The sequence below is a fragment of the Rhodococcoides sp. S146-33 genome (assembly GCF_059489205.1).
In genome coordinates this window covers 523,848-543,746 of the sequence record NZ_JCAJWY010000001.1, presented here as the reverse complement: position 1 = coordinate 543,746, position 19,899 = coordinate 523,848, and the positions used below count along the sequence as shown (strand labels likewise).

Here is a 19,899-nt window from a genome sequence, read left to right as displayed (position 1 = left end):
CGCTGATCCATCTCTCCAAGAATTTGGCGTAGCGGTTTCTAGAATTCAGTGGTGCTCGAACTGGCATGTCGATTTCGTGTCGGTGGGTCCGGCTACGGTTTCAATACTCGCGGGGGAAAGCATGGCGGGGGTGTCGGGCCGTCTGAGGCCAACCACTCGGCAAGGTCCCCACCCGCATGTCTCGACCGCACCCGAAAGGAACCCGGCCTGTGCCAGCAGAAGCCTGGATCACCCTCATCGTCGGTTTGATTGCCGTCGTCGGCGTTGTGGGAACCGTCAGCCAGCGCACTCGGGCGGACAACCGTTCTCAATCCTGGCAACGCATCACCTGGTGCCTCGAGAGGACCGTCAGCGAGAACGACGACGAAGCCGCACTCGGCTGGAAAGTGTTCGGCACCGTTGCCACGACTCCGTTCATCGCGCGCACCGATCGCGACACGCTGCAGGCGATCGCAGATCTCACCGTGAAGCCACAGGACGACCTGGCGGAACCTGCCGAAACCGGCGACAATGAAAACGACACAGAGACGGAGGACCCCCGATGACCACCACCGAGAACCGCCCCGCGGGCCGTGGACGCTCGATGAAAGTCCGGTCCGCAGCCGCCGAAGCATCCATCAAGCTCCGCGAGTACGACAATAAGCCCGTCCCGCAATGGCTCCGTGACGTCGCAGCTGGCAAAGACACCAAGCCGCCCAAAGATTGAGCAACCCACGAACCCGACAAGGCCCGCTCCCAACCAGGTGCGGGCCTTCGTCGGCCTTCGAGGCGCGCCGTATTCACACGAGCACTCGACCGAGACCGGCTTGGGGCACTGTCGAACCACGGCTCGATCAGCAGGAAAAAATCACGACCACTCCCGCGTCGGCAGCACATCGGTCATGAAGCGGTGCAATGCCGGGTTGTCGTTGTCCACGCGCCAGGCAGCGTCGAGTTCGACGGGGCGTTCCTTCACAGTCCGAACCGGCCGGAACACAACACCTTCCGGCCGCATCGTCGACGACGACTCCGGCACCAACGCCAATCCGATGCCGGAGCGAACGAGCACCAGCATCGTGTGCACCTGGGTCACGTACTGCACGTAACGCGGAGACACCCCGACGATGGTGAAGGTGCTGATCAGCAGCTCGTGGAAGTACCGGGCATCGACGGGTGAGTACATGATGATCGGCTGGTCTTCGAAGTCCTCCACCGACAGCTCGTCCTTCGCGGCCAGCGGGTGATCCTCCGGCATCGCCGCGATCAACGACTCGTGCAGCACTGGCCGCGACGCGATCCCCGGTCGCTTGAGAGGTGGCCTGGCCAACCCGAGATCGAGATCGCCGACGGCCAACGATTCCATCTGTACCGCCGAGACCATCTCGCGCAGAACGAGTTTCACGTCCGGGAGCTTCTCGCGCGCGGCGTCGAGCAACTGTCGCAGCACTGCATGCGCCGATGCGCCGGTGAATCCGACGACCACGGTCCCCAAGTCTCCGGTGGGAACGCGTCGCACCGTCAGCAATGCGCCCTCGGCGAGATCGAGGATGCGTCGGGCCTCGGGAAGGAACGCCAGTCCTGCGGCCGTCAGGGTCACCGACCGACTTGTGCGGTCGATCAGCTGCACGCCGACTTCGCTCTCGAGCTGTTGAATCTGCCTGCTCAGAGGGGGTTGCGTCATATGCAGCCGTTCGGCGGCACGGCCGAAGTGCAGCTCCTCCGCGACGGCGATGAAGCAGGACAATCTGTTGAGCGAGAACATCGATTCATTCCTTGCATCGCACGGACAGTCTCGTTGGCCTTTTGCGTATAAATCTAGCGCACGAGCCACCGCCCGACGATTGACAACCTTCTCTCCGGTAAGAGTAGAGTTGCTCGCGGAGTGGACGCCGCACCGGTCGCAGTCCCTCGCACCCATCGAACGGAGTCCTTGTGTCCAGAGCTGTCCAGGTGCCTGCCACCGCCGTCGAAGACGTCTCGGTGCTGGGTGCGTTGCGCTCGCCGAGGCGGCTCAAGACCGAGGTCCTGGCAGGCCTGGTCGTGGCGCTTGCGCTGATACCGGAGGCCATTTCGTTCTCGATCATCGCCGGAGTCGATCCGCGGGTCGGGCTTTTTGCATCGTTCACGATGGCCGTCACCATCTCCATCGTCGGTGGTCGACCGGCGATGATCTCCGCGGCGACCGGGGCGATCGCCCTGGTGGTCGCTCCCTTGGCGCGCGAGTACGGCCTCGACTACCTCATCGCAGCGGTGATTCTCGGCGGAGTACTACAGGTTGTGCTCAGCCTGTTCGGCGTCGCCAAACTGATGCGTTTCATCCCGCGCAGTGTCATGGTCGGATTCGTCAACGCGCTGGCGATCCTGATCTTCACCTCGCAGGTTCCGTATCTGATCGGGGTGCCGTGGTTGGTCTACCCGATGGTCGCCGTGGGCCTGGCCATCATGTTCTTCTTGCCCAAGCTCACCACCGTCGTGCCGGCTCCGTTGATCGCCATCGTGATACTCACCGGCGTCACACTCGTCTTCGCGCTGGCTGTGCCGGATGTGGGTGACGAAGGCGAACTACCGTCCTCGCTGCCGTCGTTCCTGATCCCGAATGTGCCGTTCACCGTCGACACACTGAGCATCATCGCGCCGTTCGCACTGGCCATTGCTCTGGTCGGTCTGCTCGAATCGCTGATGACCGCCAAGCTCGTCGACGACATCACCGACTCGCACTCCAACAAGACCCGCGAGGGTTGGGGACAGGGCGTGGCGAACCTGGTCACCGGATTCACCGGCGGCATGGGCGGCTGCGCGATGATCGGCCAGACCATGATCAACGTCAAGGTCTCCGGTGCCCGTACTCGAATCTCGACGTTCCTCGCCGGTGTCTTCCTACTGATTCTCGTGGTCGGTCTCGGCGACATCGTCGCGCTTATCCCGATGGCCGCGCTCGTCGCGGTGATGATCATGGTTTCCGTCGGGACGTTCGACTGGCACAGCATCCATCCGAAGACGTTGCGCCGCATGCCCAAGAGTGAAACTCTCGTCATGGTGGCCACGGTTGCGGTCACCGTCGTCACCCACAATCTCGCGTACGGAGTGGTCGTCGGAGTGATCACGGCGATGGTGCTGTTCGCTCGCCGGGTCGCCCATCTGACCGAGGTGATCGACGTGGCTCATCCCGACGACGACACCCGCATCTACGCGGTGAAGGGCGAGTTGTTCTTCGCGTCGAGCAACGACCTGATCTACCAATTCGACTACGTCGGAGACCCGAAGAACATCGTCATCGACATGTCCGAGTCCCACATCTGGGATGCGTCGACAGTGGCAACCCTCGACGCCATCACCACCAAGTACGCGGCCAAGGGAAAGACGGTGGAGATCATCGGCCTGAACGCGCCGTCGACCGAGCGGCACGATCGTCTCAGTGGAAACCTGGGCGGCGAGCACTGACTAGGGTGGTTGGTCGGGCGAAGAGAGGCGGCACATGGCAGACGACGGCGTACACATGCAGATCGGGCAGGTAGCTCAGAAAACCGAGCTGTCCATCCGCACCGTCCGTCATTATGACGACGTAGGCCTGGTCACGCCCTCTGCCCGCTCCGCAGGCGGATTTCGGCTGTACACCGAGAACGACGTCGAACGCCTGCTCGTCATTCGCCGGATGAAGCCACTCGACTTCACCCTGGCCGAGATGAAACAGCTACTGGAATCTCTCGACATTCTCGGCGACGAGAACGCGACCGACGACGCGAGGTCGTCAGCCGCGGCGTTCGTTCGCGAGTGCCACACCAAAGCCGAGGACAGCTGCCGCACGTTGCGGCGGCAGCTCGCCTACGCAGAAGAGCTGACCGAGGTGTTGTCGACTCGCGGAGCCTCAGCCCGGAGCGAGTAGGTTCGGCTCTAGCGGCCGAAGCTACTGCATCCGGGTCGAACCGGAATTCCCGCGAGGCGGTCGTCCAACCACGCGAACGCCGCGGGAGCTCCGCTGGCGGCAACGATGCTGTGCTCACCCAGATATTCCTCGAGGCGGACGTCGGCTCCGCGTGAACACCACTTGTCGAACACGGCCTCGGGACCTTCCTTGGGAATCCAGAACTCCTGCTGTCCGTGATACAGGAACACCGGTGCCGTCGGGGTTCCGCCGTCTCCCAATCGATTCTGATCGGCAACCGCGAGCGCCAGCGACGAATTGAACGCATCGGGAGTGATGGACAGTGACTCGATGCGGATCGGAGCAACCAGTCCGAACGGTGCAATCCCGACGATGCACAGGTCCTTCGACGTCTGTGCGAGCCGCCATCCGTCGTCGTTGTAGAGCGACAGCATCTCCGGGTACTCGCGCGCCACGCCCATCGCTGCCGCGAGGAACACCGCCGACGCCAAGTTGCCGTTCATGGACTGACGTAGCAGCGCGAAGTCGGTGGGCGTCCCGCCGAACGCTGCGCCGACAATGTTCAGTTCGGGGGCGTAGGCCGGAGCCTCCTGCACGGCCCAGCCCGATGCGATCGCCCCACCCGAATAGCCCGTAAGACCCAGGGGCGCAGTCGGATCGAGGCCGACCGCGGCGGTCGTGACCGCGCCGCGCAGACCGTCCAGTACGGCGTGCGCCGCCATCGGTCCGACGGCGTACGCATGGCGTGGCCCCTGATGGTCGGTGACGACGACGGCGTAGCCCCGAGCCAGAAGCAGCTGCACGGGCGCCAATTCCGGAGCGATACCGCGTTGCATGGTCCACGATGGCTCACACGTGGCGCCGAGCGAATCGATGGCCATGTTGTAGGCAACAACAGGGCGCGGACCCGGCGAGGTCCAGGGTGCGGTCGGGACGATGACGCTGGTGACGATGGCAGCGGGGCGGTCCTTCGCGTCGGTCGAGGCAACCAGCAGTTGGGTGGTGGTGACCGGGGTGACAAGTGGTCCGACGGTGACGCTGCGGGTCCGTAGAACTGTTCCGGGAGCGGCTGTTTCGTATCCAGGCGGCGGAACGACCCATGGATCGTCGAGCGGTGTCGCGGCGATCGATTCGGCGGTGCGCGGCGGATTCTGGAAATCGCCGAGTGGATCGGCACCCGCCGACCCCTGCCCGCCCGCCACTACCAATGACACCGCAGCGACCATCGCCGCATACCGACGGCCGAACTTCGCGTACTTCCCCATTTAGACCCCCCGGTCGAAGTTCCGGATCGTTACCGGAGCTTTCCAAACGACTCTAGGGGCCGGAACCATCTACAGGGGCCGAACGCAAAATTTGCTCGGATCGGGCGGGGACTGGCGACCCGGTACGACAAGCAAGCCAGGCTTTAGCCGTCGACGACCACCGGGACGATGAGGGGCTGACGGCCCAGGGTCTGCTTGGCCCAGCGGGCCGATTCCTGCACGATGCGCTTCTCGATGTTCTCGCGAGAAGCAACCTTGACGTCGCTCTCGCGCGTGAGGGTCTTACCGATCGCCTTGGCCAACGAGTCGAAAGCGTTGGCCTCGTGCGCGAATCCGCGTCCGATGAAGTCGACGTCGTCGACCAGCAGGCCGGTGTCGGGATCCACGATCGCAATGACGGTCAGTACACCCTCGTTCGCCAGCAGGCGACGGTCGGCCAGCGAATCCTCGGTAACACCGCCGACGGCACTGCCGTCGACGTAGACGAGCTCGATGGGGACGGAGCCGGTGATCTGCGCGACGCCGTCGAAAAGGTCGATGACGCTTCCGTTCTCGGCGATCAGGACGCGATCACGAGGAACGCCGGTCCTGATGGCCAAGTCGGCGTTGGCGCGCAGGTGTCGCGACTCACCGTGTACGGGAAGCACATTGGCGGGTTCGAGGATGTTGTAGCAGTAGACCAACTCGCCTGCACTGGCGTGGCCGGACACGTGCACCTTCGCATTTCCCTTGTGCACCACGCGTGCACCCTTGTCCACGAGACCGTTGATGACGCGGTAGATCGCGTTCTCGTTTCCGGGAATGAGGCTGCTGGCCATCAGCACGGTGTCGCCGTCGCCCACCTTGATCTGATGCTCACCCGACGCCATCCGCGACAGCGCCGCGAGGGGCTCGCCCTGCGAACCGGTGCAGATCAGCGTGATCTTGTTCGCCGGAAGCCTGTTGAGCTTCGGTAGATCGACCACGAGTCCGTCGGGTACATCGAGGTAGTTCAGATCTGTCGCGATCTTCATGTTGCGCACCATCGACCGCCCGACGAACGCCACTTTGCGTCCCTGCGCATGCGCGGCGTCGAGCACCTGCTGAATGCGGTGGACGTGACTGGCGAAGCTCGAGACGATCACGCGTCCCGTCGTTTCGCGGAACACCTTCTCGATGGCCGGGACCAGATCGCGTTCCGAGACCATGAAGCCGGGAACCTCGGCGTTGGTGGAGTCCACGAGGAGCAGGTCGAGCCCCTCCTCGCCGAGGCGTGCGAAGCTACGGAGGTCGGTGATCCGTCCGTCGAGCGGGAATTGGTCCATCTTGAAGTCGCCGGTGTGCAGCACCAGCCCGGCGTCGGTACGAATGGCGATGGCCAGACCGTCGGGAATCGAGTGGTTGACGGCGATGAACTCGAGCTCGAACGGGCCTTCCTGACGCGTCTGCCCCGCTTCGACCTCGATCAACTTCGTCGAGACCTTGAACTCCTCGAACTTGGCGGCCAGGAAATGCAGAGTCAGCCGCGACGAGATGACGGGAATGTCGCCACGCTCGCGGAGTAGGTACGGGACGCCGCCGATGTGGTCCTCGTGCCCGTGTGTAAGAACGATGGCGACAACGTCGTCGAGGCGATCCCGGATGCAGCTCCAGTCCGGCAGGATGACGTCGACGCCCGGCTGGTGCTCTTCGGGGAACAGCACGCCGCAGTCGACTATGAGCAATTTCCCGTCGAATTCGAAGACGGTCATGTTCCGGCCGATCTCGCCGAGACCGCCGGTTGCGATCACGCGAAGGTGCCCTGCCGACAGCGCTGAGGACGATCTCTTTCGAGGTGCGGCGGGGGATCGGCGTTGGCGCGGTGATCTAGACATGGTGTCAACGCTACGGGGGGTTCCCGACCAGGCATCGACCCGGTAGGAAAGTCTGGACTTCGCGTGGATTTCTTACCGTCCGGACGAGAGGGAAAACGGTCCGCGCGTGCTCGAGTTCCAGGTACCCGGTGCGGCCTGTCCCTATCGATCGGAACTCGCGAGGTATTCGGTTGTCCAGGGACCGATCGCGGTTCCGATAATGACAGTGTCTTCGTCGGCTCCATCGAAATGAGCGGCACCTGCGGGTACCCAGAGAAACGAACCCTGCGGGAAGCGGCGGGTTGCGCTGACATCGAGGGTGAGGCCGTAACCCAATCGCAGTTCTCCGGCCGCAACTACCAAGTGCACGTCCGAACGGTGGAAATGAGCTCCGTCGAACATCCCGGCAGGGACGAAGAATGCGTAGCTGAACATGACTCCGGGCTCTCTGGTGCCGACCAGAGTTGCCGACCGTGTGCCGTCGTCGTGAAAGGTATCCCACGCAATGGCTGCCACGTCGAACGCAATCGGATCGCTCTGAGTCGTCATGGCGACAAAGCTAGACACAATCCTTGGGTGAAGCTGGCGGCTTTCGGACGGAACATGTCGATGCTGGAAGCATGCGCACATACAGAACTCCATTGCGGAATCATGTGTCATCACTTTAAAGTGATGACGCGCGTCATCGGATCGCGTGTCGGCCGGGAGGGGTTCGAGAGATGCACATTCACACCGTGGTGATCATCGGAAGCGGGTTCGGTGGCCAGTGCGCCGCCAAAGCGATGCTCGACCGTGGGATCGAAGATTTCGTCATCCTCGAAAGACGTCCCTTCCTCGGAGGAACGTGGAAGCAAAACCGCTATCCGGGTGCTGCCGTCGACGTTCAGAGTCCGCTGTACTCGATCGCGTCGGAGCCTTTCGAGTGGTCGCGCATGTTCGCCGAACGCGAGGAACTCGAGCGGTACACCGACCACGTGCTCGAGTCGAACGGCCTGCCGGCACGCACTCATCTCGATACCGATGTCCAGAAGATCGAATGGGCCGGAGACCACTGGACCATCACCACCTCGCGGGGTGACTACGCGGCCACCTTCGTCGTCAACGCGTCCGGGCCACTCAGTACGCCGGTCATACCGCCGTTCCCCGGACGCGAGAAATTTCAGGGCACCCAGTTTCACACCAACGACTGGCACACCGATTACGACCACGCGGGTAAGCGCGTCGCCATCGTCGGCAGCGGTGCCAGTGCTGCGCAGGTGATTCCTGCGATCCAACCCGACGTGGAGCAGCTGCACGTCTTTCAGCGCACCCCGCACTGGGTGATGCCCCGACACGATCGCGAGTTCACTCCGCTGCAGCGCAGGCTGCTCCGAATGGAACCGATCCGCAGACTGGTTCGCGCGTGCATCTACTGGAGCCTCGAGACCCGCATCATCGGGTTCAAGTACTCGCGGAGAATGTTGAAGGCGGTGGCGCAGCGAACTGCTGTGAAGCACATCGAGTCTCAGGTGCCGGACGCCGAGCTTCGGGCGAAGGTCACCCCGAACTACACCATCGGATGCAAGCGGGTCCTGCTGTCCAACACGCTCTATCCCGCACTGGGGCAGGCGAATGTCACCCTGCACGACAAGAACGACGGCATCGCCGAGATCACCGAGACCGGAATCGTCACCACCACAGGCGAACACGTCGATGTCGACCTTCTGGTGTGGTCCACCGGATACGACGCGACCGACGGTGTCATCTCGTACCCGGTGATCGGCCGCGACGGCCGAGCACTGTCCGATGTCTGGGATCCCTACCCGCGCGCCTACCTCGGCACCACGATCCCCGGCTTCCCCAACCTGTTCGTCGTCACCGGACCGAACACCGGAATCGGGCACACCTCGGCCATTTTCCTCATCGAGGCGCAGATGGAGTACATCGTGCGAGCCGTGGACGCCGTTCGTAACTCGGGCGGGCTGGCTATCGAAGTCACAGAAGCCGCCGAGCAGGCGTACACCGAGAAGATTCACCGAGATATGGAGGGCACCGTCTGGAAGGACGGCGGCTGCCACAGCTGGTACCAATCGAAATCCGGGCACGTGGTGGCGATGTTCCCGGGATTCAGCTTCACGTTCCGCCGGTGGGCCAAGCGCTTTCGGCCGGAAGCCCATCACATCCACCGGTCATCCACCGAGGTGACGACGAAGAACGAGGTGTCGGCATGAGCAGGCACACCGGACAGGTAGCACTGATCACCGGAGCCGCAGGAGGAATCGGTTCCGCCGTGGCGACCGCACTGCATCGACGCGGTGCGTCGATCGTTCTGGTCGACATGGCGTCGACCGATCTCGAGTCCGTGGCCGCGAAGCTGGGCAACCAGCGTGTGGCGATCGCCTATGCCGACGTCACCGTGCGGGAACAGCTCGATGCGGCCGTCGCCACCGCGATCGACAGTTTCGGCACGCTCGACGTTGTGATGGCCAATGCCGGGATCTCCAGCGGTGCACAGGCATCGACCGTCCGTTCCATCGACGACGGAGTCTTCGAACGCGTCATCGGTGTCAACCTGATCGGCGTGTGGAACACGGTGCGTGCCGCGCTTCCTCACATCGTCGAGTCCGGGGGCTACGTGCTGATCACCTCGTCCACATACGCGTATCTCAACGGACTGGCGAATGCGCCGTACGCGGCATCGAAGGCAGCCGTCGAACAACTCGGCCGTGCACTGCGTTCGGAGCTGGCCGGCACGAAAGCGACTGCGGGAGTGCTGTATCCGGGGTGGGTTGCAACCCCGATCGCCGAAGTCGCATTCGGCGGCGATGACGTCGCGACGGCCATGATCGCCCGCGCCTTTCCCACTCCGCTGCTTCGCCCGATCACACCGGACAAGCTGGCCCGCGTGGCCGTTCGCGGTATCGGACGGCGAGCTGCGCGCATCGCTGTGCCCGGTCGCTGGATTCCGATCTCGATCTTGCGCGGCATCGTCAACCCGATCATGGATGCCATGATGGAGCGCGACGCCGAATTGATCCGGCTCACTGCCGAACTGGATGCCCGACGTTGATGAGTACAGTGTCCGAAGCCGCCGGCCGAGCCTACGGCGGTGAGACCGCGGCGGACCGCGACGACCGCAGGCGGCGGCAGCTGCTGGACGCCGGACTGCGAGTGTTCGGAAGCAGCGGGTACCGCGCCGCGACGGTCCGCGGACTGTGCCGCGAGGCCAAGATCGCCGATCGGCACTTCTATCAGTACTTCGACAAGACCGAAGATCTCCTGCTCGCGGTCTACGCCGAATGTATTGCCCACCTCACCGATTCGGTGTCCGAGGCGATTGTGCATGTGGACCGGGACGTTGATCTCAGGGAGGTTGCGAAGCAGTTGCTCGACCCGTTCTTTCAGGTCATCGAAGATCCGCACCTGGCCCGAGTGGTGTGGATGGAGGTGCTCGGGGTCAGTCCTCGCGTCGAGCAGACATACCTGACGGTGATGCAGGAATTCGGGACACTGCTGCTCGGCTACCTCCGCACGTTCGCCGGCGACGTACCGTCGGGCCCCGATCTGGATGCCGACCTGCTTGCCACCGCCGCGATCGGCGGAATAAGCCACACCGCGATGACCTGGTATCAGAGCGGCTACGCCGCGGAGCGACGCATGGTCGTCGCCACCATCGCGACCATGCTCGCCAACATCGTTGCCCCGCTGAATCCGTAGCGGCGAATCACCAGCGCGGGCAGGTGTTCTCGAAGCTCGGATCTATGCTCTGCATGTACCCCGTGTCGTCACGATCGCGAATACCGCAGTCGAGGTACTGCTGATGCAGCGCCGCGAGCGCGTCCTCGTCGATCTCGACGCCGAGGCCGGGCCCGGTGGGAACTGCCACCGCGCCGTCGACGAAGTTCAACACTCCTGGAACGACGACGTCCTCGTGCTTCCACGGCCAGTGCGTGTCGCAGGCGTAGGTCAGGTTCGGTGTTGCCGCGGCAAGGTGAACCATCGCGGCCAGACTGATGCCGAGGTGGCTGTTCGAGTGCATCGACAGTCCGAGCTCGAATGTGTCACAGATTCCGGCGAGCAACTTCGAGCGCTGCAGGCCGCCCCAGTAGTGATGATCGGACAGCACCACCTGCACCGAGTCCTTCACCACGGCAGGCTTCAGGTGATCGAATGCCACGACGCACATGTTGGTCGCCAGTGGCATCTTCGCCTCGCGCGCGACCTCGGCCATCCCGTCGAGTCCAGGTGTCGGGTCTTCGAGGTATTCCACGATGCCGTCCAGCTCGGAGGCGACTCGGATGGAGGTGTCGACAGTCCACGCGGCGTTGGGGTCGAGCCGCAACGGCAGCTCTGGGAACGCCTCCCGGAGCGCCTTGATTCCGGCGATCTCCTCATCGGGTGGAAAGACGCCACCCTTGACCTTGATGGCCTCGAAGCCGTACTCGTCGATCATCTTTCGGGCCTGCCGTACGAGGCCGGCCGGATCGATCGCCTCGCCCCACTCGTCCGGCTGCGCGCCGGGATGCGCTGCCCACTTGTAGAACAGATACGCACTGAACGGAACCGAATCGCGGACCTTGCCGCCGAGCAGATCCGACACCGGTCGTCCCAGCACTTTGCCCTGAACGTCCAGGCAGGCGATCTCGAAAGGCGAGAACACTCTGTCGGTGGTGCTGGCGGTGGTGATCATTCCTGCCACGCCGTCACCGCCGGTGATCGACAGCGTTCCCAGAACGGTATCGATGGCGTCTCGAATTGCGTTGAGGCCGAATACGTCCAGACCGGTGATGGCCTGAGCTGCCGCGTCGAGGCGTGCCAGATGAGCGGTGTCGGCGTAGGTTTCGCCGAGTCCGACGGCGCCGATAGCGGTGTCCAGTTGGATGATCGCTCTCAGCGCGTAGGGCTGATGCACCCCGACCGTGTTGAGCAACGGGGGATCGACGAAGGCGATCGGAGTGATCCGGGCACCGGTGATCAGAACCGGATCCTGCATCAGTGCACCGCGAGCTCGTCGGCCAGCACGGCCCGGCCGGCAGCAACGATGGCGGTGAGTTCCTCGAGATGCGGTGCGCTGATGTCCACCAGAGGCGGGCGAACAGGCCCTGCCTCGATACCCTCCATTGTCACGCCGGCCTTGATGAGGGAGACGGCGTAACCGGGCACCTTGTCGCGGAGGCGCACGAGCGGGTGGAAGAACTCGCGAAGCAATGCGGCAGTGAGCTTTTCGTTGTCACTGTCGAGAGAGTGGTAGAAGGCCAGTGCCAGTTCGGGTGCGAAGGCGAACGTCGCTGAGGAATACAGTGTGACGCCGATCGCTCGGTACGCCTGCTGCGAGACCTCGGCGGTGGGTAGTCCGTTGAAGAACTGGAAGGGCTTGCCCGACGGCTCCAGAGCATCCAGAACTGCACGGACGATGCGTCCGACCTGGTCGAGATCACCTGTGCCATCCTTGAACCCGACGACGGTGGGCAGCTGCGCCACCTCGACGGCGGACTCCTCGGTGAAGCGTGCGTTGCCGCGGTTGTAGACGATCAACGGCAGATCCGACGCGGCAGCCACGGCCTTGGTGTAGTTGACCAGACCGGCCTGCGGCATCGTCACCAGGTACGGCGGTAGCAACAGGATGCCGTCGGCTCCATTGGCCTTGGCAGCCATAGCGAACGCCTTTGCCTGCGCCACGGATCCGCCCGCACCGGCGTAGACCGGAACACGACCCGCGACGACGTCGACTGCGGTGCGGACGATCTTGCCGAACTCTTCGAGTTCGAGGGCGTGGAATTCGCCGGTGCCGCAGGCGATGAACACTCCACCGGGTCCGGCGTCGACACCCTTCGCGATATGAGCGGCCAGCAGGTCGTAATCGACCTCACCGGAAGCGGTGAACGGGGTGACGGGGAAGAACAGGACTCCGTCGAGCATGGGGATCTCCTCGAAAATTGGGCGGGGTGAGTCAGTCTTGGGTGAGCTGGCCGTCGATGCGGCGGAAGATCCCGTCGGGATTGCCGTCGGCAATTGCGCTGGGTAGCAACGATGTCGGCACGTCCTGGTAGGACACGGGACGCAGGAAGCGTTCGATGGCAAGTGATCCGACCGAGGTCGTGCGGGAGTTGGAGGTGGCGGGGAAGGGGCCGCCGTGCACCATCGCGTGACCGACCTCGACGCCGGTGGGCCAACCGTCGAACAGGATGCGGCCGGCCTTGAGTTCGAGTACCGACAGCAGCTTGCCGGCATCCGCGTGATCGGACTCGTCGGCATGGACGGTGGCGGTCAGCTGCCCTTCCAACAGCGTCGCGACGTCGCGAACCTGCTGTGTGTCGGTGCAGCGAACGATGAGACTCGATGCACCGAACACCTCGGCCTGCGCCGCCTCGGACGTGAGGAACGTATCGGCGTCGGTCTCGAACAACGCTGCGCGGCAGGCGTTCGGGCCCTCGGAGTCGGTGCCTCGGGCGATCTCGGTGACCGCGTCGGACAGCGTGGCGACGCCGTCCGCGTAACTCGACGCGATGTTCGGGGTCAGCATCGTGGTGGGGGCGGATTTCTGTACCGCTGTCGTCGCTGCCTCGGTGAAGGACCGCAGTCCGGGCCCGTCGACGGCGATGACGAGACCGGGGTTGGTGCAGAACTGACCCGAGCCCATCGTCAGCGATGCGACGAAAGCGCGGCCGAGTTCGGCTCCACGGGTGTCGAGAGCGCCGTCCATGACGAACACCGGGTTGATGGAGCTCATCTCCGCATACACCGGGATGGGCTCACGCCGACCGGCTGCTGCGGTGACCAGAGCTGTTCCACCCGAGCGTGATCCGGTGAATCCGACTGCCTTGATGCGAGGGTCGGTGACCAGAGCGGTGCCGAGTCCGCGGCCGGAGCCGAACAGCAGAGAGAATGTGCCCGAGGGCATTCCGGTGGAGGTGACGGCATCGGTGATGGCGCGTCCCACCAGTTCGGACGTTCCTGGATGCGCATCGTGCGCCTTGACGATCACCGGACACCCGGCAGCGAGAGCAGAGGCGGTGTCGCCGCCGGCGACGGAGAAGGCGAGCGGGAAGTTACTGGCTCCGAACACGGCAACCGGTCCCAACGGAATCTGCCGCTGGCGAATGTCGGCGCGGGGGAGTGGCGTGCGCTCGGGCTGGGCCGGATCGATGCGGGCACCGTTCCAACTACCCTCGCGCAGAACCGAAGCGAACAAGCGGAGCTGCCCGGTGGTGCGGCCCACCTCGCCGGTGATGCGAGCCAGCGGCAGTCCCGATTCGGCGACGGTGCGCTCGATCAGCGTGTCGCCGAGGGCCGCGATGTTGTCCGCGATGGTGTCGAGAAACTGTGCCCGGGTCTCCGATGAGGTCGCACGGTAGTCGGCGAATGCTTCGGCTGCGGCGGCGCAGGCCTTCTCGACGTCCGTATTGTCGCCGTGACCGTAGGCGGGTTCGAGCTTCGCGCCGGTGCTGGGGTCGATACCGTGAATCTGCGTGCCGCCACCGAAGACCGGCACACCGGCGATGATCATCCGGCCGGTGAGATTGGTGGACTGTGTCGTCGACGCTGTCATGCGGTCACTCCTAGGGCTGTGATGCGGTGCGTGCACTGACGCCAGGCCGTGACCTGGCTCATAGCTCACCACGGTAGAAGGCCCATCGATACATGTCCAAGTCAAAAGATGTCGCCTTTGATTCAGCATCGGTATCGATCTCACTGCCTGGGTCGATGAGCCCACGCTGACGCCAGCGATACCGTTACTGCATCACTCGATGCGTAGATGGTCTTGGACAGGAATCGACCAGGACTTCTACTGTCGTGTGAGCCGAGTCACCGATGGCGTACGAGAAAGGCCGGACATGAACGTCCACACCAGCACACCCGTCGTCACCGAGATGCGCGTGATTCCGATCGCGGGGCAGGACGACATGTTGCTGAACCTCAGCGGCGCTCACGCCCCGTATTTCACCCGCAACTTGGTGGTGCTCACCGACTCGGACGGGCGCATCGGCGTCGGCGAAGTGCCGGGCGGAGAGGCGATTCGGCAGACTCTCGAGGACGCTCGTTCGTTGGTCGAGGGCCAGGGGATCGGCCGCTACAACGCTGTGTTGGCCGAGATGCGTCGTGCGTTCGCCGACCGTGACTCCGGCGGCCGCGGAGCACAGACCTTCGATCTGCGGGTCGCGATCCATGCGGTGACCGCGGTGGAATCGGCCTTGCTCGACCTGTTGGGTCAACACCTCGGCGTCAGCGTCGCAGCGCTGTTGGGAGACGGTCAGCAGCGCGACAAGGTCCAAGCTCTCGGCTATCTGTTCTTCGTGGCCGATCGGAACAAGACCGACCTCGCCTACCGCGGTGCAGCCGACGAGGCCGCTGGGGCCGATGACTGGATGCGTATCAGGCACGAGGAGGCAATGGATCCCGAGTCGATCGTGCGCCTCGCCGAGGCTGCGCAGGCGCGCTACGGATTCCAGGACTTCAAACTGAAGGGTGGTGCGCTGCCGGCAGCCGAGGAGGCTGCCGCGGTGCGCGCTCTGGCCGAGCGATTCCCGGAGGCCCGAATCACGTTGGATCCCAACGGTGGTTGGCTGCTGAAGGACGCGATCGAGACGTGTCGTGGACTGCGCGACGTGCTGGCCTACGCCGAAGACCCCGTCGGGCCGGAGGGTGGCTTCTCCGGACGTGAGGTGATGACGGAATTCAAGCGCGCCACCGGATTGCAGACCGCCACCAACATGATCGCCACCGACTGGCGCGAGATGGGCCACACCATCCGGTCCGGTGCCGTGGACATCCCACTTGCCGACCCCCACTTCTGGACGATGGCCGGTTCGGTCCGCGTTGCTCAACTATGTGATGCGTGGGGTTTGACGTGGGGTTCGCACTCCAACAACCACTTCGATGTCTCACTGGCCATGTTCACCCACGTTGCGGCAGCCGCGCCCGGGACGATCACCGCCATCGACACTCACTGGATCTGGCAGGACGGGCAGCGAGTGACCAAGGAGCCGTTCGCGATCGAGGACGGCTACCTCACGGTGCCCGACAAACCGGGCCTGGGTGTCGAACTCGACTTCGAGCAGATAGATGCGGCGCACGAGCTTTACCAGAAGGAAGGTCTCGGCTCCCGTGACGATTCCATCGGTATGCAGTACTTGATCGAGGGATGGACGTTCGACAGCAAGCGGCCGGCCCTGGTGCGCTAGTGAAGATAGTCGTCGGAGACCGCAATGTGCTCCCGCATCGGGAGCAGTTCGAGGCGGGCCTGCCCGCCGAGGCTCAGGTGATCTGGTGCGTGCCGTTCGACGAGGGTCGGGTCTTAGAAGAACTTTGTGACGCGGACGTGTACGTCGGCGGCAAATTCAGTGCGGCGATGGGTGCCGCAGCGCCGAAATTGCGTATGGTGCACGTGGCCGGTGCCGGAACGGACAACGTCGATCGTTCTGGATTGGGCCCCGATGTGCAGGTGTGCAACACCTTTCATCACGAGCAGTCGATCGCCGAGTACGTCGTGGCGGCTACGGTCATGTTGCGACGTAAGTTCCTGGAGCAGGATCGCGCGCTCCGTACAGGGCTGTTCGCCACTGCTGTGTACGACCCGAGCATTCCGCAACCGTTGTCGCTGAGTGGTGCTCGCATCGGCTTCGTCGGGTTCGGTCACATAGGCCGGCGAACCTGGCAACTGTTTCAGGCGTACGGGGCCACCGGTGCTGCGGTCACCGGGAGCGGGCGGGCTCCGGACGAAGGGCTCGAGTGGGTCTCGGATACAGGGGATTTGAGGAAACTTGCCGAGTTCGCCGATGTACTGGTGGTGTCCGCGCCGCTGAACGAGCACACCAGCGGCATGATCGGTGCGGAAGAACTGGGCAGGCTCGGCGGCGACGGGGTGCTCGTGAACGTAGGTCGTGGACCCCTGGTGCAGGAACAAGCACTGTTCGACGCGTTGTCGCGCAACGAGATAGCCGCGGCAGCGATCGACGTCTGGTACCGCTACCCAAGCCCGGACGGGGTGGGGGAACCCAGTTCCTTACCCTTCCGCGACCTGGACAACGTGCTGATGACTCCTCACTCGTCGGGCGTCACGCATCACACGTTCGTGGGCCGGGTCGCCGATATTGCGTCGAACATCGATGCACTGGCGGCATCGATTCGCCGGTAAATGGTGTTGGACCGGCATTGGTGATCGAAATAGTCTGGGGGTCAACGTAACCGACGATTCAGGAGTTGCAGATGACCATCGGCACAGACAAACCGACCAGCGGCCTCACTGCCCCGAATGCAGCCATGATGGCACTCTCCCCCGGGGCTGCGAGCACCGACCGTATCGCCGAGGTCACGGTGTCCTCGATCGTGCTACCGCTGAAGAATCCGATCAGCGACGCCAAGGTGCTCACCGGCCGTCAGAAGCCGATGACCGAGGTGGTGTTCCTGTTTGCCGAAATACGTACCGAACAGGGGCATGAGGGAATCGGTTTCGGATACTCCAAGCGCGCAGGCGGTCCGGCTCAGTTCGCTCATGCCCAGGAAGTCGCCCCGGTTCTCATCGGCGAGGACCCGAACGATATCGGCAAGATCTGGACCAAGCTGGTGTGGGCCGGTGCCTCGGTCGGCCGCAGCGGCGTTGCGACGCAGGCGATTGCCGCGATCGACATCGCGCTGTGGGATCTCAAAGCCAAGCGGGCCGGGCTACCACTGGCTAAGCTGATCGGCTCTTCGCGCGATTCGGTGCAGACGTACAACACTTCCGGCGGCTTTCTGCACACCCCGATCGAGGAGGTCATCGAGAACGCTGCGATGTCGCTGTCGAACGGCATCGGGGGCATCAAAATCAAGGTGGGGCAGCCGGATTGGCGAACCGACATCGACCGCGTCACCGCGTTGCGCGAGTTTCTCGGCGACGACGTCCCGCTGATGGTGGACGCCAACCAGCAGTGGGACCGCCCGACGGCCCAGCGCATGGGTCGAATACTGGAGCAATTCGATCTCGTCTGGATCGAAGAACCCCTCGACGCCTACGACGCCGAGGGGCACGCACAGCTCGCTCGCAGCCTCGACACCTCCATCGCGACGGGGGAGATGCTGGCCAGTGTCGGCGAGCACGTGCGGCTCATCGAGGCCGGATCGGTCGACATCCTGCAGCCCGACGCTCCCCGCATCGGCGGCATCACGCAGTTCCTGAAGTTGGCCGCACTCGCCGAGCACCACAACCTGCAACTGGCCCCGCACTTTGCGATGGAAATTCACCTGCACCTCGCCGCGGTGTATCCCCTGCAGACGTGGGTGGAGCACTTCGATTGGTTGGACCCGCTGTTCGACGAGCACCTCGAGACCCGAGACGGCCGGATGCATCTGTCTGCGCGCCCGGGTCTGGGTTTCAGGTTGAGCGAGCAGGGACGTGCCTGGACCGTTGCGAAGGCTGTGGTGCGGTAGCCGATACCAACCCCGGTCACACGGGAATTATGCGGCGCATGAGCGATCTGGCTGCGGCGACGACGAGTTGCCGATTGTGCGTGTGCACGAACTCGAATCGACGGTCCGCGTCGGCGCAGTCCGTATCGCCCAGATCGCGGGCAATGAGCGCCGAGAAGTAGTGCTGACCTACCGCGGTGATCGTCCACTCTCGGGTGAACTCCTCCGTGGGGTCGAGATCTGCTCCGCGCACACCCGGCGCAGGTTCACCTCCCAAACCGACGCCCACGGCCGCGACGAATGCGTGCTTGGTGGCCAGCCGCGCGTACTGCTCGGCGACGGGCGGGCTGAACCATCGCGTGTGCTGGAAGGTGGACATGAGGGCCAGCGAATCGTTGGTATCGCGGGCGTGGTCCTCGATTTGGCGCGAAATGGCGCGGATGAAGGCTTTGGTACCGATCGACGGAGCCACGAGCTCGAACAGATCCGATGGCAGGTTCGGGACCAGACCGGAGTTCGCAACGGGCTCGCTCAGAATCGACAGTGCACCCGGTGCGGTCCGCACCGACTCGGGCAGCGGACCGGGCCTTCCGAACAGCCATCCCTGGCCCAATGCCGCCCCGAGCGAGTGAGCGCGGGCGAGGTGTTCGTCGTTTTCGATGCCCTCTGCCAGAACAGTTGCTCCGGTCGCCTCGGAATGCGCACGTACCGCGGCGATCACGCGCGCCTGCGCGCGATTCGGATCTTGCTGGACCAACGAACGGTCGAGCTTGATGATGTCCGGTGCGACGAACTCGAGCATGGTGACCGTGTCCGGATGCACGCTGATGTCGTCGAGAGCAATGCGGCATCCTGCCCGCCGGCCGTCGGCGACCACGGCCAACAACACTGCGGGATCGGCCAGCAGAGACCTCTCTGTCAACTCGAGCACCACGGAAAATCGGCCTTCGGCTGCTGCGAACGCGCGCTTGGCGGCGTCGGTCGGTCCGGTCGCGGTATGGGGTTCCACGTTGACGAACAAACAGAGTTCCTGTGCCATCCCTGCAGCGAGTGCTGCGTCGACCGCGCCGGTGCGACACGCCCAGTCGAGATCGTCCACCACACCCAGATCTGCGGCCGTCGAAAACACGGAATCCAGGTCCAGTAAGGGCCACTCGGGCCATCGCGCCAGAGCCTCGTATCCGAGGACTGTTCCGGTGCCGAGTTCGATCACGGGTTGGAACACCGGGCGGACGGCGTTCACATCGGCGAGGGCAGAGGAAATCGCCTCGTGCGAGGAACGCTCGCGCACAGCGTCGTCCGGCATGAAGGTGTCCTTCGTCGCGATCGAACAATCAGTTTCAGCTCGATTTCGACGGTACCCGCCTGGTGGCCGTTCGACCCGACGACGTGCAGATCACCACCGGGTGGGCTCGTGCCATAAGCAGTGGCGCGGTTGGGTGACCCTGGCGGCACCTAGGAGTGGAGCTTGCGGAACAACCCGCGGGTTTCGCCACACCACATCGCGGAGCGCACAGTACTGTCTCCCGAGTGACAGACGCTCTCCCGGCATCGCGATGGTCCGCGATCTTCAGAC

Annotated in this window: 18 protein-coding genes; 10 read left to right on the top strand and 8 right to left on the bottom strand. The window is 64.0% G+C overall.

Annotation, left to right across the window (positions count from 1 at the left end):
* The first annotated feature begins 209 nt into the window (after window positions 1–209).
* A complete protein-coding gene (locus tag AC5WEY_RS02585; RefSeq protein WP_057479575.1) occupies window positions 210–545 on the top strand; it encodes a hypothetical protein in 336 nt (111 codons plus the stop codon).
* Window positions 542–706 (top strand): hypothetical protein, encoded by a 165-nt coding sequence (locus tag AC5WEY_RS02580; RefSeq protein ID WP_156399697.1) that lies wholly within the window; start codon window positions 542–544, stop codon window positions 704–706. Before AC5WEY_RS02585 ends, AC5WEY_RS02580 begins: the two co-directional genes overlap by 4 nt.
* Window positions 707–847: 141 nt before the next feature.
* Here the strand turns inward: AC5WEY_RS02580 and AC5WEY_RS02575 are convergent, their stop codons facing one another.
* A complete protein-coding gene (locus AC5WEY_RS02575; RefSeq protein ID WP_495644568.1) occupies window positions 848–1,741 on the bottom strand; it encodes a LysR family transcriptional regulator in 894 nt (297 codons plus the stop codon).
* Between the two features lie 170 nt (window positions 1,742–1,911).
* On the opposite strand from AC5WEY_RS02575, the gene AC5WEY_RS02570 reads away from it, so the two are divergent.
* The gene (locus AC5WEY_RS02570; protein ID WP_495644567.1) at window positions 1,912–3,420 is read left to right on the top strand and encodes a SulP family inorganic anion transporter; all 1,509 of its coding nucleotides are present in this window, start codon (window positions 1,912–1,914) and stop codon (window positions 3,418–3,420) included.
* Window positions 3,421–3,454: 34 nt separating this feature from the next.
* Window positions 3,455–3,862 carry a MerR family transcriptional regulator gene (locus tag AC5WEY_RS02565; RefSeq protein WP_495644566.1) on the top strand — a complete coding sequence of 136 codons (408 nt, stop codon included), beginning with the start codon at window positions 3,455–3,457 and terminating at the stop codon, window positions 3,860–3,862.
* Window positions 3,863–3,870: 8 nt separating this feature from the next.
* On the opposite strand, the gene AC5WEY_RS02560 is transcribed toward AC5WEY_RS02565, so the two are convergent.
* The 3 genes from AC5WEY_RS02560 to AC5WEY_RS02550 all read right to left on the bottom strand — a co-directional run bounded on the left by AC5WEY_RS02560 (window position 3,871) and on the right by AC5WEY_RS02550 (window position 7,508).
* The gene (locus tag AC5WEY_RS02560) at window positions 3,871–5,127 is read right to left on the bottom strand and encodes a lipase family protein (protein ID WP_495644565.1); all 1,257 of its coding nucleotides are present in this window, start codon (window positions 5,125–5,127) and stop codon (window positions 3,871–3,873) included.
* Between the two features lie 143 nt (window positions 5,128–5,270).
* On the bottom strand, window positions 5,271–6,980 hold the full coding sequence (locus AC5WEY_RS02555; protein WP_057479580.1) for a ribonuclease J: 1,710 nt from the start codon (window positions 6,978–6,980) through the stop codon (window positions 5,271–5,273).
* 141 nt (window positions 6,981–7,121) lie between these two features.
* On the bottom strand, window positions 7,122–7,508 hold the full coding sequence (locus AC5WEY_RS02550) for a cupin domain-containing protein (RefSeq protein ID WP_495644564.1): 387 nt from the start codon (window positions 7,506–7,508) through the stop codon (window positions 7,122–7,124).
* 170 nt (window positions 7,509–7,678) lie between these two features.
* Here AC5WEY_RS02550 and AC5WEY_RS02545 point away from each other — a divergent pair, with 170 nt between their 5' ends.
* The 3 genes from AC5WEY_RS02545 to AC5WEY_RS02535 are packed head-to-tail and all read left to right on the top strand — an operon-like array spanning window position 7,679 to window position 10,655.
* Entirely contained in the window at window positions 7,679–9,169 is a 1,491-nt protein-coding gene (locus AC5WEY_RS02545) for a flavin-containing monooxygenase (RefSeq protein ID WP_495644563.1), read from the top strand.
* Window positions 9,166–10,008: an SDR family NAD(P)-dependent oxidoreductase gene (locus AC5WEY_RS02540; protein ID WP_495644562.1), complete on the top strand. Its 843-nt coding sequence runs from the start codon at window positions 9,166–9,168 to the stop codon at window positions 10,006–10,008. Before AC5WEY_RS02545 ends, AC5WEY_RS02540 begins: the two co-directional genes overlap by 4 nt.
* Complete coding sequence (locus tag AC5WEY_RS02535) at window positions 10,008–10,655, top strand: TetR/AcrR family transcriptional regulator (RefSeq protein WP_495644561.1); 648 nt, start codon at window positions 10,008–10,010, stop codon at window positions 10,653–10,655. Before AC5WEY_RS02540 ends, AC5WEY_RS02535 begins: the two co-directional genes overlap by 1 nt.
* A gap of 7 nt (window positions 10,656–10,662) precedes the next feature.
* On the opposite strand, the gene AC5WEY_RS02530 is transcribed toward AC5WEY_RS02535, so the two are convergent.
* From AC5WEY_RS02530 to AC5WEY_RS02520, 3 genes are read right to left on the bottom strand one after another with little or no spacing between them, the layout of a single operon-like run.
* The gene (locus tag AC5WEY_RS02530; RefSeq protein WP_495644560.1) at window positions 10,663–11,931 is read right to left on the bottom strand and encodes a glucarate dehydratase family protein; all 1,269 of its coding nucleotides are present in this window, start codon (window positions 11,929–11,931) and stop codon (window positions 10,663–10,665) included.
* Window positions 11,931–12,857: a 5-dehydro-4-deoxyglucarate dehydratase gene (locus tag AC5WEY_RS02525; RefSeq protein WP_495644559.1), complete on the bottom strand. Its 927-nt coding sequence runs from the start codon at window positions 12,855–12,857 to the stop codon at window positions 11,931–11,933. The genes AC5WEY_RS02530 and AC5WEY_RS02525 overlap by 1 nt, the downstream gene beginning before the upstream one ends.
* Before the next feature lie 31 nt (window positions 12,858–12,888).
* Window positions 12,889–14,487: an aldehyde dehydrogenase (NADP(+)) gene (locus AC5WEY_RS02520; protein WP_495644558.1), complete on the bottom strand. Its 1,599-nt coding sequence runs from the start codon at window positions 14,485–14,487 to the stop codon at window positions 12,889–12,891.
* 286 nt (window positions 14,488–14,773) lie between these two features.
* Between AC5WEY_RS02520 and AC5WEY_RS02515 the strand changes: the two genes are divergently transcribed.
* From AC5WEY_RS02515 to AC5WEY_RS02505, 3 genes are all read left to right on the top strand, one after another.
* Window positions 14,774–16,120, top strand: a complete 1,347-nt coding sequence (locus AC5WEY_RS02515) for an enolase C-terminal domain-like protein (RefSeq protein ID WP_495644557.1) — start codon at window positions 14,774–14,776, stop codon at window positions 16,118–16,120.
* On the top strand, window positions 16,120–17,073 hold the full coding sequence (locus AC5WEY_RS02510) for a 2-hydroxyacid dehydrogenase (protein WP_495644556.1): 954 nt from the start codon (window positions 16,120–16,122) through the stop codon (window positions 17,071–17,073). Before AC5WEY_RS02515 ends, AC5WEY_RS02510 begins: the two co-directional genes overlap by 1 nt.
* A 128-nt stretch (window positions 17,074–17,201) precedes the next feature.
* Window positions 17,202–18,344 carry an L-talarate/galactarate dehydratase gene (locus AC5WEY_RS02505; protein ID WP_495645510.1) on the top strand — a complete coding sequence of 381 codons (1,143 nt, stop codon included), beginning with the start codon at window positions 17,202–17,204 and terminating at the stop codon, window positions 18,342–18,344.
* 16 nt (window positions 18,345–18,360) lie between these two features.
* On the opposite strand, the gene AC5WEY_RS02500 is transcribed toward AC5WEY_RS02505, so the two are convergent.
* A complete protein-coding gene (locus AC5WEY_RS02500) occupies window positions 18,361–19,629 on the bottom strand; it encodes a sensor domain-containing phosphodiesterase (RefSeq protein WP_495644555.1) in 1,269 nt (422 codons plus the stop codon).
* Window positions 19,630–19,899: the final 270 nt, after the last annotated feature.

Excerpts from the sequence above, each read along its gene's own strand:
- AC5WEY_RS02580 (WP_156399697.1), top strand. The coding sequence starts at position 542 with ATGACCACCACCGAGAACCGCCCCGCGGGCCGTGGACGCTCGATGAAA.
- AC5WEY_RS02575 (WP_495644568.1), bottom strand. The coding sequence starts at position 1,741 with ATGTTCTCGCTCAACAGATTGTCCTGCTTCATCGCCGTCGCGGAGGAG.
- AC5WEY_RS02565 (WP_495644566.1), top strand. The coding sequence starts at position 3,455 with ATGGCAGACGACGGCGTACACATGCAGATCGGGCAGGTAGCTCAGAAA.
- AC5WEY_RS02560 (WP_495644565.1), bottom strand. The coding sequence starts at position 5,127 with ATGGGGAAGTACGCGAAGTTCGGCCGTCGGTATGCGGCGATGGTCGCT.
- AC5WEY_RS02555 (WP_057479580.1), bottom strand. The coding sequence starts at position 6,980 with ATGTCTAGATCACCGCGCCAACGCCGATCCCCCGCCGCACCTCGAAAG.
- AC5WEY_RS02550 (WP_495644564.1), bottom strand. The coding sequence starts at position 7,508 with ATGACGACTCAGAGCGATCCGATTGCGTTCGACGTGGCAGCCATTGCG.
- AC5WEY_RS02545 (WP_495644563.1), top strand. The coding sequence starts at position 7,679 with ATGCACATTCACACCGTGGTGATCATCGGAAGCGGGTTCGGTGGCCAG.
- AC5WEY_RS02540 (WP_495644562.1), top strand. The coding sequence starts at position 9,166 with ATGAGCAGGCACACCGGACAGGTAGCACTGATCACCGGAGCCGCAGGA.
- AC5WEY_RS02535 (WP_495644561.1), top strand. The coding sequence starts at position 10,008 with ATGAGTACAGTGTCCGAAGCCGCCGGCCGAGCCTACGGCGGTGAGACC.
- AC5WEY_RS02530 (WP_495644560.1), bottom strand. The coding sequence starts at position 11,931 with ATGCAGGATCCGGTTCTGATCACCGGTGCCCGGATCACTCCGATCGCC.
- AC5WEY_RS02525 (WP_495644559.1), bottom strand. The coding sequence starts at position 12,857 with ATGCTCGACGGAGTCCTGTTCTTCCCCGTCACCCCGTTCACCGCTTCC.
- AC5WEY_RS02520 (WP_495644558.1), bottom strand. The coding sequence starts at position 14,487 with ATGACAGCGTCGACGACACAGTCCACCAATCTCACCGGCCGGATGATC.
- AC5WEY_RS02515 (WP_495644557.1), top strand. The coding sequence starts at position 14,774 with ATGAACGTCCACACCAGCACACCCGTCGTCACCGAGATGCGCGTGATT.
- AC5WEY_RS02505 (WP_495645510.1), top strand. The coding sequence starts at position 17,202 with ATGGCACTCTCCCCCGGGGCTGCGAGCACCGACCGTATCGCCGAGGTC.
- AC5WEY_RS02500 (WP_495644555.1), bottom strand. The coding sequence starts at position 19,629 with ATGCCGGACGACGCTGTGCGCGAGCGTTCCTCGCACGAGGCGATTTCC.